At 52.8% G+C, this 13,059-nt stretch carries 8 protein-coding genes and 1 pseudogene; 7 read left to right on the top strand and 2 right to left on the bottom strand.

The features are described from left to right. Nucleotides 1-189: 189 nt before the first annotated feature. The 5 genes and pseudogenes from lsrA to lsrG all read left to right on the top strand — a co-directional run bounded on the left by lsrA (nt 190) and on the right by lsrG (nt 5,069). The gene (lsrA, locus tag HA51_RS11400) at nt 190-1,713 is read left to right on the top strand and encodes an autoinducer 2 ABC transporter ATP-binding protein LsrA (protein ID WP_139810670.1); all 1,524 of its coding nucleotides are present in this window, start codon (nt 190-192) and stop codon (nt 1,711-1,713) included. Then, on the top strand, nt 1,707-2,741 hold the full coding sequence (gene lsrC / locus HA51_RS11405; protein WP_084934623.1) for an autoinducer 2 ABC transporter permease LsrC: 1,035 nt from the start codon (nt 1,707-1,709) through the stop codon (nt 2,739-2,741). The genes lsrA and lsrC overlap by 7 nt, the downstream gene beginning before the upstream one ends. Continuing rightward, entirely contained in the window at nt 2,738-3,754 is a 1,017-nt protein-coding gene (gene lsrD, locus HA51_RS11410) for an autoinducer 2 ABC transporter permease LsrD (protein ID WP_084934624.1), read from the top strand. Before lsrC ends, lsrD begins: the two co-directional genes overlap by 4 nt. 2 nt (nt 3,755-3,756) lie before the next feature. Continuing rightward, the gene (gene lsrB / locus HA51_RS11415; protein WP_084934625.1) at nt 3,757-4,764 is read left to right on the top strand and encodes an autoinducer 2 ABC transporter substrate-binding protein LsrB; all 1,008 of its coding nucleotides are present in this window, start codon (nt 3,757-3,759) and stop codon (nt 4,762-4,764) included. A gap of 10 nt (nt 4,765-4,774) precedes the next feature. Further along, a pseudogene (gene lsrG, locus HA51_RS11420) lies at nt 4,775-5,069 on the top strand ((4S)-4-hydroxy-5-phosphonooxypentane-2,3-dione isomerase). 682 nt (nt 5,070-5,751) lie between these two features. Here the strand turns inward: lsrG and ubiG are convergent. Then, nucleotides 5,752-6,477, bottom strand: coding sequence for a bifunctional 2-polyprenyl-6-hydroxyphenol methylase/3-demethylubiquinol 3-O-methyltransferase UbiG (gene ubiG / locus HA51_RS11435; protein ID WP_084934627.1), 726 nt, complete (start codon nt 6,475-6,477; stop codon nt 5,752-5,754). Nucleotides 6,478-6,654: 177 nt separating this feature from the next. On the opposite strand from ubiG, the gene gyrA reads away from it, so the two are divergent. Together gyrA and rcsC are read left to right on the top strand one after the other, a co-directional pair. Further along, nucleotides 6,655-9,291, top strand: a complete 2,637-nt coding sequence (gene gyrA, locus HA51_RS11440; RefSeq protein ID WP_084934628.1) for a DNA topoisomerase (ATP-hydrolyzing) subunit A — start codon at nt 6,655-6,657, stop codon at nt 9,289-9,291. A 165-nt stretch (nt 9,292-9,456) separates the two neighbouring features. Continuing rightward, complete coding sequence (rcsC, locus tag HA51_RS11445; RefSeq protein WP_084934629.1) at nt 9,457-12,309, top strand: two-component system sensor histidine kinase RcsC; 2,853 nt, start codon at nt 9,457-9,459, stop codon at nt 12,307-12,309. Nucleotides 12,310-12,408: 99 nt separating this feature from the next. On the opposite strand, the gene rcsB is transcribed toward rcsC, so the two are convergent. After that, on the bottom strand, nt 12,409-13,059 hold the full coding sequence (rcsB, locus tag HA51_RS11450) for a response regulator transcription factor RcsB (RefSeq protein WP_084934630.1): 651 nt from the start codon (nt 13,057-13,059) through the stop codon (nt 12,409-12,411).

Here is a 13,059-nt window from a genome sequence, read left to right on the forward strand (position 1 = left end):
TTGTTAATGAAATGTGACGCTAATAGCAGTTCTCACATCCTTTCATTCGCCAGCATAAGCTTTTAGGCAAGGAAAGCACAATCTGTGACCACGCCGTGAGTTTTCTGTAGAGAGCTTAACCAGGATTGTGAACATAATGTTATTTAAAAATCATTTGTTCTTCTGGCGGCAATGATGCAGGTGAAGGTCATGGGACAATCCAACGTGTTACTTGAAATAACCCAGCTGAGTAAGGCGTTCTCCGGTGTGGCGGTGCTCAAAAGTATCGATTTTCAGCTACGTAGTGGCGAAATTCATGCCTTACTCGGCGGAAATGGCGCGGGTAAATCAACGCTGATGAAGATCATCGCCGGAATTGAACAGGCGGACAGCGGTGTAATGTTGCTGGCGGGAACGCGGCTTTCACTGATGACACCTGCGCAAGCTCATCGATGCGGCATCTATCTCGTACCACAGGAACCTCTGTTGTTTCCGAGTCTGACCGTGCGCGAAAACATTCTGTTCCGCCTCCCTCATGCGCAGGCTGATATGCGCAAACTCGAACGTTTACTGCTGGAAATGGAGAGTACGCTGCCGCTGAATGCTCTGGCAGGTACGTTGGCAGTTGCCGATCAACAACAAGTGGAGATTTTGCGTGGCCTGATGCGTGATGCGCGCGTCTTAATTTTTGATGAACCTACCGCTTCACTCACGCCGATTGAAAGTGAGCGTTTGTTTCGTCTGGTGCGTCAGTTGGCACAACAGGGCGCGGGGGTGGTGTTCATTTCTCATAAATTGCCAGAAATACGCGCGCTGGCTCATCAGGTCAGCGTAATGCGTGATGGCTGTATCGTTCTGCAAGGCGCGATGACGGATTGGAACGATGAGGCATTGGTGGCGGCCATGATGCCACAGGAGCCAGCAGCTCGTTTAAGTGCTGAACAGCAGCTCTGGTTGCAGGCGGGCTCGAAGGTTTCTGACCAGCAAAATGCGCAACTAATGCGTGTTCATGAGCTCAGCGGGGAAGGTTTTCGTCACATCTCCTTTGACGTCAAAGCAGGTGAGATTCTGGGATTGGCGGGTATCGTCGGTGCAGGCCGCACCGAACTGGCGGAAACCCTCTACGGTTTGCGTGAGGCCAGCAGCGGAACCGTGCATCTGCAGGATATCCCCTTATTACCGTTGTCTACTGCTCGTCGATTGCACGCAGGGTTAGTGTATTTACCTGAAGATCGTCAACGTTCGGGGCTCTATCTGGATGCTCCCTTAACCTGGAATGTCACGGCTTTGACGCTTCCGCAGCGCAGATGGTGGTTAAGACCACAGCAAGAGAAAGCCATTCTGACGCGCTATCAGCGGGCGCTGGGTATCCGATTGAGTGATTCATCTCAGTTGGCGCGAACGCTGTCGGGAGGCAATCAGCAAAAGTTGTTGTTGGCGAATTGTCTGGAAGCGATGCCAAAAGTGCTGATTGTGGATGAGCCTACGCGTGGGGTAGATGTCAGCGCCCGTGCTGATATCTACCAACTGCTTCGGTCCGTTGTCGCGCAGCAAGTTGGGCTGGTAATCATCTCCTCTGATTTGGATGAGGTGGCGCTGTTGGCCGATCGTGTCGTGGTGATGTATCAGGGCGAACAGGTTGGCGAGCTATCTGCCTCGGCTGTTAGTGCTGAAAATATCCTTCATATGGCATGGGGACACGCCCGGCAAACCTCAGGAGCCAGCCCATGTTGAGATACCTGCAAACTCACCGTGAACTCACCACGCTGCTGGCGATTGTGCTGCTGTTTACCATGCCATTAATGCTGGACCGCCAGAGTCTCAGTTTGCAATGGGTGGGTATGATTTTTGGCAGCGCGCAGATTGCGATTCTTCTGGCGATGGGTGCCTCGCTGGTGTTGCTGACACGCAATATTGACGTCTCTTGTGGATCGACCATGGGGCTGTGTGCCGCCGTGCTCGGCATCTTACTTAATCAGGGGGTGGGATTACCGCTCGCCTGCTTATTTACCCTTCTCACCGGCATGTTAGCGGGATGCTTTAATGGCGTATTAGTGACGGGCCTCCGCATTCCGGCGATTGTGGCCACGTTGGGGACGCTGGGGCTTTATCGTGGATTGATGTTGCTGTTAACCGAAGGCAAATGGATTGAGGGGTTACCGGAACAACTTAAAACGCTGGCGGCACCGCTGGCATTTGGCATTTCACCGCTGGGTATGCTGATTTTATTGTTGGCGGGGTTAATGATGTTGCTACTGGCACGAACATCAGCAGGACGTAATTTTTATGCCACGGGTGACAATTTGCAAGGTGCGCGTCAACTGGGAGTGCCCGTTAATCAGGTGCGTATTTTAGCCTTCACTGCAAATGGGGCCTTGGCAGCACTAGCCGGTATCGTTTTCGCGGCACAGATTGGTTTCGTGCCCAACCAAACGGGTACAGGAATGGAGATGAAAGCGATTGCTGCCTGCGTCCTCGGGGGCGTCAGCTTACTCGGGGGCACCGGTACCCTATTAGGGGCGGTATTGGGCGCGTGGTTTTTGACTCAAATCGACAGCGTTCTGGTGTTGTTAAGATTACCGGCCTGGTGGAATGATTTCATCTCAGGGTTAGTGCTACTGGCAGTGTTAGTGATTGATGGGCGGGTACGTAAAGCGTTGACACAGCGCTTACATCGGCAGAAGTACGCACGTTTTCTCACAGCAGCGCCAAGGAAATCACGTCCTTCATCCTCTGCCTCTCGTCGGGGAGCCATCGAATGAAACATGCATTGAATTGGGAAAGCGCTTTGGCGTTGTTACTGGTATTGGAGATTTTACTTTTTGGCTGGGCAAACCCGCGCATGCTGAATCTTGAAACACTCCTGTTTAGTACCAGCGATTTTATCACTGTGGGCATTGTCGCGTTGCCGTTGACCTTGGTCATCGTCAGTGGCGGTATCGACATCTCCTTTGCCTCTGTCACTGGGCTATGTGCTATTGCGCTGGGTGTCATGCTCCAAAGCCAATGGCCGTTACCGCTTGTCTTGCTCTGCACCTTAATCCTGGGATTCCTGTGCGGCTGTTTTAATGGATTATTAATTATTTGGACGGGCGTTAATCCTTTAGTCATAACCTTGGGTACGCTGTATTTGTTCGGCGGTGGCGCTTTGCTTTTGTCGGGTCTGGCTGGGGCAACGGGGTTTGAGGGTATTGGCAACTTTCCCGACACGTTTACCCATTTAGCGAACCTGACACCGTTAGGCATTCCGATGCCACTGCTTTTGTTTGCTCTGCTTAGTCTGGTGTTTTGGGGATTGATGCATCGTACTCGTACAGGACGCTACATCTTTTTGTTGGGGCAAAACTCGTGTGCAGCGCGCTACGGTGCGTTGCCCGTCAATCGGACTCTACTCCTGCTGTATGGCTTAGTTGGGCTGGCATCAGCAATCGCTGCTGTGGTCATGAGTGCCTATTTCGGATCGGCACGCGCCGATCTGGGTAGTCCGCTATTAATGCCCGCAATCACTGCGGTGGTGTTAGGCGGGGCAAATATCTACGGCGGTGCCGGTTCGGTTATGGGAACGGCACTGGCCACGCTGGTCATCGGTTTTTTACAGCAGGGTTTGCAAATGGTAGGGGTGTCAAGTCAGGTCAGTAATGCGCTTTCCGGCGCACTCTTGATCTTTGCGGTGATTGGACGCTCCTGGAGCCTGAATCCAGGCATTGTGCGCCAAATGTGGCGGCGGTTCCGTGCTCGAATAGCACGTCGCCCCGCATCATACCGGGAGTCTTAATCATGAAACTGCAGAAATTATCGCTCGCGCTTTGTTGTGTGTTAGGAGCATGCATCAGTGTTCAAGCCGCTGAACGCATTGCCTTCATCCCTAAACTGGTGGGGGTAGGGTATTTCACCAGTGGTGGTAAAGGTGCGACTGACGCAGGAAAAACATTAGGCGTAGATGTCACTTATGATGGCCCAACAGAACCCAGCGTTTCTGGGCAAGTACAGATGATCAATAACTTCGTTAACCAAGGTTATAACGCCATCGTTGTGGCTGCGGTATCGCCAGATGGACTCTGTCCGGCATTGAAACGGGCGATGCAACGTGGGGTAAAAGTCCTGACATGGGATTCTGATACCAAACCCGAATGCCGTTCAATCTACATTAATCAGGGCACACCGACGCAGTTGGGGGGCATGCTGGTGGATATGGCGTCGAGCCAGGTGACAAAAGATAAAGCCAAAGTCGCGTTCTTCTATTCTAGCCCCACGGTGACGGACCAAAATCAATGGGTCAAAGAGGCGAAGGCCAAAATCGCTAAAGACCACCCCAACTGGGAGATTGTGACGACACAATATGGCTATAACGATGCCACCAAATCATTGCAAACGGCTGAAGGCATTCTGAAGTCATGGCCAGATTTGGACGTGATTATCGCACCTGATGCCAATGCACTTCCCGCCGCTGCGCAAGCCGCAGAAAATTTGGCGCGCAAAGATGTCGCCCTTGTTGGGTTTAGCACCCCGAACGTGATGCGCCCTTATGTGAAGCGCGGCACGGTGAAGCAGTTTGGTCTGTGGGATGTGGTTAAGCAGGGTAAGATTTCTGTGGCAGTCGCCAATCAATTGCTGAAAGGTGAGCTGAATCCCGGCGATACGCTGGATGTGCCCGATGTGGGTAAAGTGACAGTCTCTGACAACAGCGTACAGGGCTACAATTATGAGGCAAAAGGGAATGGTATTGTGCTACTGCCCGAGCGCGTAGTGTTTACCAAAGACAACATTGACAATTATGACTTTTAGGAGCCTTGCGATGGAAGTAACGCTGGTAGAGATCAACGTGAAGCCCGACTGTATCGACGAATTTTTGCGGGTGTTTAAGCTCAATCATTTAGGGGCACTGCAGGAGCCTGGCAATCTGCGTTTTGACGTCTTGCAAGACAGTAGCGAAGCGACACGCTTCTTTATTTATGAAGCTTATGCGGATGAGGCCGCAGTGCTGGCGCACAAGAAAAACGCCGCATTATCTGGCCTGCGTCGAGGCGCTAGAGGCGCTGATGAGCGAACCGAGAAAGAAAACCGCGTTTAAGGGGATTTTTCCCGAGTAAGGGCATGAGAAGGGTGTGATACTTGTTTGTTAAGCAATCAGTGATAATGCAGTCTGGTTCCGCTCAGGGGCTGGCTGTCCTCGCGCCGCTGACGCGGTACCTTCACTTCACTCGTCAGCCTGACGGACCGGCGCAGACGGGACTTTCCCTGTCCCGGCTGCACCTTGCGCCAGCATCCATGCTGGCTCTCCTAGCTTCCTCATTCTGTTCAGCGCTGCGAAATGCCATCCCCTGAGCGGCACCAGCCTGCTTGCTAACATCTGTTTACGCTGTTGGAAAGGACACGATGGTGGAGACTTTAGCGCTTATACTGCCACAAAGGGCACAGTGTCTGAGGCCACAGCGTCTCTGCTGCTGCAACGGGCTATTCGCAGCGCTGAGGCGGAGACGTTGTGCCAGGAGCCGGTCGCATGGATGCGACAGGCAGTTCGGGTTGGCCTGGATGGCCTTACCCGAACGGTCCGTCCGGCACGACGTTGCAGCCGAAGGCACCGCGAAGCGGCGCGAGGACGGCCCGGCAGCAGCAGAGGTGCTGTGGCCTGCACTAAACGCACATGTAAAAAGGCTGCCATTTATTAAAACGGCAGCCTCACCTGAGCAGGAACTTAACTGACAAGCATTGCGCCATGCACAGCAACCCTTCAGCCGTTCGGCACAGCTTGAAGAGTAGACAGCAGGAAGATCAATCCTGACGATGCGTATGCACCATATAGTTCACATCCACACCACGTCCCAGACGGAACTGATTGGTCAGCGGATTATAGTGCAAGCCAATCATGCCCATCTCGCGCAATGGCGACTCATCAACCCAGTTCAGCAACTCTGAGGGGCGGATAAACTTTTTCACGTCATGCGTGCCGCGCGGCACCATGCGCATCACGTATTCGGCGCCGAACACCGCCAGTAACCATGCCTTTGGATTGCGGTTAATCGTAGAGAAGAACACTTCGCCACCCGGCTTAACCAACTGCGCGCAAGCCAGTACCACAGAACGTGGATCAGGAACGTGTTCCAGCATCTCCATGCAGGTTACTACGTCATAGGCGCCCGCATGGCTGAGCGCATGATCTTCCACGGTTTGCTGCACATAGTTCACGCTCACACCGCTCTCCAGCGCATGTAACCGCGCCACTTCCAGCGGCTCGGCGCCCATATCCAGTCCGGTCACGTTGGCACCTTCGCGCGCCATGCTTTCTGCCAAAATCCCGCCGCCGCAGCCCACGTCCAGGACCTTCTTACCAAACAGCCCGTTACTGTGCTGAGCAATCCAGCCAAGACGCAGGGGATTGATGCGGTGTAACGGCTTAAATTCACCCTCTAAATCCCACCAGCGCGATGCGACCGCTTCAAACTTGGCAATCTCGGCGTGGTCGACGTTCTGGCGGCTTTCCTGCGGTTGTTCACTCATTGAATCATGACTCCTGACAAAATATTCCCTCAGTATAAACGCTTAACTCTTGCCAGCGCATCTCTCACCTTAAAGGAAAAGCGGCATTAAACCCTGCTTTACGTTCACCGAGGGCATCCACTGTGATATACTTTCGCACCATTAAAAACCGGCATTATGTAGAGGGATAGCGGCTCCATGAGCGACCTTGCGAGAGAAATTACACCGGTCAATATCGAAGAAGAGTTAAAAAACTCTTACCTTGATTACGCCATGTCGGTCATCGTTGGCCGAGCTTTACCTGATGTGCGTGATGGCCTGAAGCCGGTGCACCGCCGTGTGCTTTTTGCCATGAGCGAACTGGGTAACGACTGGAACAAAGCTTATAAGAAATCGGCCCGTGTGGTCGGTGACGTGATCGGTAAATATCACCCACACGGTGATTCCGCGGTATACGAAAGTATTGTTCGTATGGCCCAGCCGTTCTCCCTGCGCTACATGCTGGTAGATGGTCAGGGTAACTTCGGTTCCGTTGATGGCGACTCCGCCGCAGCGATGCGTTATACCGAAGTGCGCATGGCGAAGATCTCTTCCGAACTGCTGGCGGACCTCGAAAAAGAGACCGTCGATTTTGTGCCTAACTATGACGGCACTGAGCAAATTCCTGAAGTTCTGCCAACCAAAATTCCTAACCTGCTGGTGAACGGTTCGTCCGGTATCGCCGTAGGTATGGCGACCAACATTCCGCCACACAACTTGACGGAAGTGATCAACGGTTGCCTGGCGTTCATCGAAGATGAAGACATTACCGTTGAAGGCTTGATGGAACACATCACCGGGCCTGACTTCCCGACGGCTGCCTTCATTAACGGTCGTCGCGGTATCGAAGAAGCCTATCGCACCGGTCGCGGCAAGATTTACATCCGTGCGCGTGGTGAAGTGGAAGCCGATGCGAAAACCGGCCGTGAAACCATCATTGTTCACGAGCTGCCGTATCAGGTGAACAAGGCCCGCTTGATTGAAAAAATTGCCGAGTTAGTTAAAGAGAAACGCGTTGAAGGCATCAGTGCCTTGCGTGATGAATCTGACAAAGACGGCATGCGTATCGTCATTGAAATCAAACGCGATGCTGTGGGTGAAGTGGTACTCAACAACCTCTATTCACTGACGCAGTTGCAGGTTTCTTTCGGTATCAACATGGTGGCACTGCATCAGGGCCAACCGAAGATCATGACGCTGAAGGGCATTATTGAAGCCTTCGTGCGCCATCGCCGTGAAGTCGTTACACGCCGTACTATTTTTGAGCTGCGTAAAGCGCGTGACCGTGCGCACATCCTTGAAGGTCTGGCGATTGCGCTGGCCAACATCGATCCGATCATCGAAATGATTCGTCGTGCACCGACGCCAGCGGAAGCGAAACTGGCCCTGCTGGCACAGCCATGGGATCTCGGCAACGTGGCCACCATGCTGGAGCGCGCCGGTGATGACGCAGCACGCCCAGAATGGCTGGAAGCGCAGTTTGGTATTCGTGACGGTCAGTACTATCTGACTGAACAGCAAGCGCAGGCGATTCTGGATCTGCGTCTGCAGAAACTGACCGGCCTTGAGCACGAAAAACTGCTCGACGAGTATAAAGAGCTGTTGGAGCAAATCGCTGAGCTGCTGCATATCTTGCAGAGCGCTGAGCGTCTGATGGAAGTGATCCGTGAAGAGCTGGTGGCGATGCGCGACCAGTTCGGTGACGCACGTCGTACCGAGATCACCGCCAACAGTGCAGACATCAACATCGAAGACCTGATCAATCAGGAAGACGTTGTGGTGACCCTGTCGCATCAGGGCTATGTCAAGTATCAGCCGCTGACTGACTATGAAGCTCAGCGTCGCGGTGGTAAAGGCAAGTCTGCTGCACGTATTAAAGAAGAAGACTTCATTGATCGTCTGCTGGTGGCCAACACCCACGACACCATTCTGTGCTTCTCAAGCCGTGGTCGTCTCTACTGGATGAAGGTTTATCAGTTACCAAAAGCCAGCCGTGGTGCGCGTGGTCGTCCAATCGTCAACCTGTTGCCGCTGGAGCCTAACGAGCGTATCACCGCCATCTTGCCAGTGCGTGAATACACTGAAGGTTTCAACATCTTCATGGCAACTGCTGACGGCACCGTGAAGAAAACCGCTCTGCAAGAGTTCAAACGTCCACGTAGCGCCGGTATCATCGCCATCAACTTGCGTGAAGACGATGAGCTGATTGGCGTTGCGCTGACCAACGGCAACGACGAAGCGATGCTGTTCTCTGCCGCCGGTAAAGTGGTGCGCTTCGCTGAGAGTGCCGTGCGTGCCATGGGACGTACAGCGTCCGGCGTGCGTGGTATCAAGCTGGCTGGCAGCGACAAAGTTGTGTCATTGATCATACCGCGTGAAGAGGGTGCCATCCTCACCGTGACGCAAAACGGCTACGGTAAACGTACTGCTAACAGCGAGTACCCAACCAAATCGCGTGCGACACAGGGTGTGATCTCGATTAAAGTCACCGAACGTAACGGGCCGGTTATCGGCGCGGTGCAGGTGGTAGATGGCGATCAGATTATGATGATCACCGATGCCGGTACGCTGGTGCGTACCCGCGTGTCGGAAGTCAGTGTCGTGGGCCGTAATACCCAGGGCGTTATCCTGATCCGCACCGCAGAAGACGAAAATGTTGTGGGTCTGCAGCGTGTGGCTGAGCCGGTGGAAGAGGAAGAACTCGACGCCATCGACGGTAGCGTAGCGGAAGGCGAGGAAGACATCGCGCCGGAAGTTGACAGTGATGATGCACCAGAAGCGGACGACGAAGAGTAATCCGCAGCAGTGAAAATCAGCGGCAGGTCAGGGCAACCGACCTGCCTGTTTTTGTCTGAGATTTACTCCCAAAGTCGCGTCCTGACTGGCTTTTTAGGGCCGATAAAGCTAGTGTATGAGAACTTTTCACTATCCTGACCACCCCTTGCTGCCAGTGAGTCTCCTTTGAAATATCTCGTCTCCTTCCGAACCACGCTCCGCATTTCGCGCTATCTGTTCCGTGCGCTGGCGCTGCTGCTTTGGACGCTGGGTGCGTTACTGACCACCTTTTTCATTATTAATGTGCTGCACGAGAAAGAGAACGCGGTTCGTCAGGAGTTTGATACTAATCACGGTCAGGCAGAGTGGTATGTACGTCACTCCGCCGATGTCATGCGAGAATTGAAGTACATCACCGAGAATCGCCTGAGTAACAGTGCCAACGGACTGGATTTGCTCAATGGCTTATCCACCAGCAAAGGCACACTGCCGCAATTCACGCCGCTGTTTTCCGACGGGGATTGCACATCCATGAGCAACACGTGGCGCAACTCTCTTGATTCACTGAGTTACTTCATCAATTACTGGAAGAGCAATTTCGCGTCGGCCTATGAGCTGAACCGCGTATTCTTTATTGGTGGTGAGAATCAGTGCCTGGCAGATTTCACCATTGGCAGTAACAACTCGGTTGACCGTGAACGCAGTCTGAAAGCGCTGCGTGAGCGTGTACTGCACTACCGCAGTGGCAACGAAGATGAACGCCGCAATCCAATGTACTGGATCACCGCCAGCAGCCAACCCGGCGTTGGGAATTTCTATATGGTGATGCCGGTTTACGTAGCGAATAAACTGCAGGCGTTGCTGGGTGTTGAACAAAATATTCGTCTGGATGAGTTTATTCAACCGGGCGGTTTGCCGTTGGTGGCGACCATCACGGATGAGAACTACCGTCCTCTGCTCAGCTCTTTACGGGGTGGGCCTGGTTATTCGCTCGATGATTTACCGGATGACAGCTCCTGGTTCGGTTATCTGGATGGCTATCGTCAACTGGTGATGAAAAAGCCGTTACCGCCCTCCAATCTGAACGTAGTTTGGTCGCTGCCGACCAATGTACTAATGGATCAGCTTAAGCTGATGCTGATTAATGCGCTGTTATTGAATATCCTCAGTGCGCTGATATTGTTCACGCTGGCATGGATTTTTGAACGCCGCATGTTCCTGCCCGCAGAAGACAATGCACATCGGCTGGAAGAACATGAACAGTTCAATCGCAAAATTGTTGCCTCAGCTCCCGTCGGGATCTGTATTCTCCGCACCAGCGATGGCACCAATATTCTGAGTAACGAACTGGCGCACAACTACCTGACGTTATTGACGCAGGAAGATCGCCAGCGTTTGAATGAGATCATCGGTGGTCAGCAGGTCAACTTTGTTGATGTGCTGACGGGCACTAACACTAACCTGCAAATTAGCTTCGTGCATTCGCGTTATCGTAATGAAAATGTGGCGATTTGCGTGTTGGTCGATGTCTCAGCCCGTGTGCGCATGGAGCAATCGCTGCAGGAAATGGCACATGCCGCAGAACAGGCTAGCCAGTCGAAGTCGATGTTCCTTGCCACCGTCAGCCATGAACTGCGTACGCCGCTGTACGGCATTATTGGTAACCTCGATCTGTTGCAAACCAAAGTGTTGCCGAAAGGTGTCGACTCTCTGGTCACCGCGATGAACAACTCGTCGAGCCTGCTGTTGAAAATCATCAGTGATATTCTCGACTTCTCGAAAATCGAGTCTGAGCAACTGAAGATTGAACCACGCCCGTTTTCACCTCGCGAGGTGGTCAACCATATTGCCGGTAACTACCTGTCGCTGGTGGTACGCAAGCGCTTAACGCTCTACGTCTTTATCGAAAACGATGTGCCGCTGACGCTGGAAGGCGACCCGATGCGCCTGCAGCAGGTGATTTCCAACCTGCTCAATAACGCCATCAAGTTTACCCACACTGGCTGCATTATTCTGCATGCCTATGTTAAAGAGGGCTATCTGGCCTTCCGCGTGCGCGATACCGGTGTGGGTATTCCGGCCAAAGAGGTAACACGCCTGTTCGATCCGTTCTTCCAGGTGGGTTCAGGCGTACAGCGCAATTTCCAGGGAACCGGTCTGGGGTTAGCGATCTGTGAAAAGCTGATCAACATGATGGACGGTGATATCGAAGTCGATTCCGAACCGGGCATGGGCAGTCAGTTTGTGGTGCGTATTCCCATCTATTCAGGTCAGCAGCCTGCGCCGCCACTGCTGGATGGCTTGCAGGAAAAAGCGATCTGGCTGGATCTGCGCAATGGTTATCTCGCCAGTTTCCTGCAGCGGTTGTTGCAACAGCAGGGCATTCAAGTTGCCTATTATCACGGCCAGGCATCAAGTGATGATGTGATCATCAGCGATCACGATGAACTCTCCGAGCAGGACGTGTTGGCGCGTATTCGTCTGTGCGGGGAGCACATTGACATGCCGCAGGAGACTGCGCCTACCCAATGGATTCACAGTACCGCGACGTTACACGATCTCCCTTTGCTGCTGGGACGCATTTATCGCATCAATATTAATAGCGAAACCACCACAACGCTGCAGTTGCCAGTCCCACAGGAAGCCGCTAACTACGACGATATTATGGTACTGATTGTCGATGATCATCCTATTAACCGTATGCTGCTGTCTGAGCAGTTAGGCACATTGGGATATCAAACGAAAACGGCGCAGGATGGCGTGGATGCCCTCAATGTGCTGAGCCGCAATCATATCGACATCGTATTGAGTGATGTCAACATGCCGAACATGGATGGCTATCGTCTGACTCAGCGACTGCGTCAATTAGGACATGCCTTCCCGGTAATTGGGGTGACGGCGAATGCGCTGGCAGAAGAGAAACAGCGTTGTATGGACGCGGGGATGGATAACTGTCTGTCTAAACCGGTTACGCTGGATGTGCTGAAAACCACGCTGGCGGTATACGCTGAGCGTGTCAGGAAGAGCAGGGAAGGGTAGCGACGTGATGCGACGCGCTATAAATTGTGTCGCGAGCGTTTACCAGGGCGCTTTCTTACAGGCAAAACAATCAGGCGCACCGAAGTGCGCCTGATGTGATTACTCTTTGTCGACTTGGATGGCGCTAACAGAAGAGAGGTAGTTCAGCAGCGCGATATCGTTATCTACGCCCAGTTTCATCATGGCAGATTTCTTCTGGCTACTGATGGTCTTAATACTGCGGTTGAGCTTCTTAGCAATCTCGGTCACGAGAAAACCTTCAGAGAACAGACGCAGTACTTCACTCTCTTTCGGTGACAGACGTTTATCACCGTAACCACCGGCACTGATTTTCTCCAGCAGTTTTGCCACGCTTTCCGGCGTATATTTCTTGCCTTTCTGCAGGGCAGCCAGTGCTTTTGGCAGGTCAGTAGGCGCGCCTTGTTTCAGCACGATACCTTCGATATCGAGATCCAGCACGGCACTCAGGATCGCTGGGTTATTGTTCATGGTCAGAACGATAATTGAGAGATCCGGATAGTGGCGCTTAATATATTTGATCAGGGTGATGCCATCACCGTACTTCTCGCCAGGCATGGAGAGGTCGGTGATGAGAACGTTAGCGTCCAGTTTAGACAGGCTGTTAATCAGTGCTGTTGAGTCTTCAAACTCACCTACAACGTTGACCCATTCGATCTGTTCCAGAGACTTACGGATACCGAACAGAACGATCGGATGGTCATCGGCAATAATTACATTCAAGTTATTCAT

The sequence above is a fragment of the Pantoea rwandensis genome (genome assembly GCF_002095475.1).
Lineage (GTDB): Bacteria > Pseudomonadota > Gammaproteobacteria > Enterobacterales > Enterobacteriaceae > Pantoea > Pantoea rwandensis.

Coding starts and splice junctions, on each gene's coding strand:
- lsrA (WP_139810670.1), top strand. CDS start 190: ATGGGACAATCCAACGTGTTACTTGAAATAACCCAGCTGAGTAAGGCG.
- lsrC (WP_084934623.1), top strand. CDS start 1,707: ATGTTGAGATACCTGCAAACTCACCGTGAACTCACCACGCTGCTGGCG.
- lsrD (WP_084934624.1), top strand. CDS start 2,738: ATGAAACATGCATTGAATTGGGAAAGCGCTTTGGCGTTGTTACTGGTA.
- lsrB (WP_084934625.1), top strand. CDS start 3,757: ATGAAACTGCAGAAATTATCGCTCGCGCTTTGTTGTGTGTTAGGAGCA.
- ubiG (WP_084934627.1), bottom strand. CDS start 6,477: ATGAGTGAACAACCGCAGGAAAGCCGCCAGAACGTCGACCACGCCGAG.
- gyrA (WP_084934628.1), top strand. CDS start 6,655: ATGAGCGACCTTGCGAGAGAAATTACACCGGTCAATATCGAAGAAGAG.
- rcsB (WP_084934630.1), bottom strand. CDS start 13,059: ATGAATAACTTGAATGTAATTATTGCCGATGACCATCCGATCGTTCTG.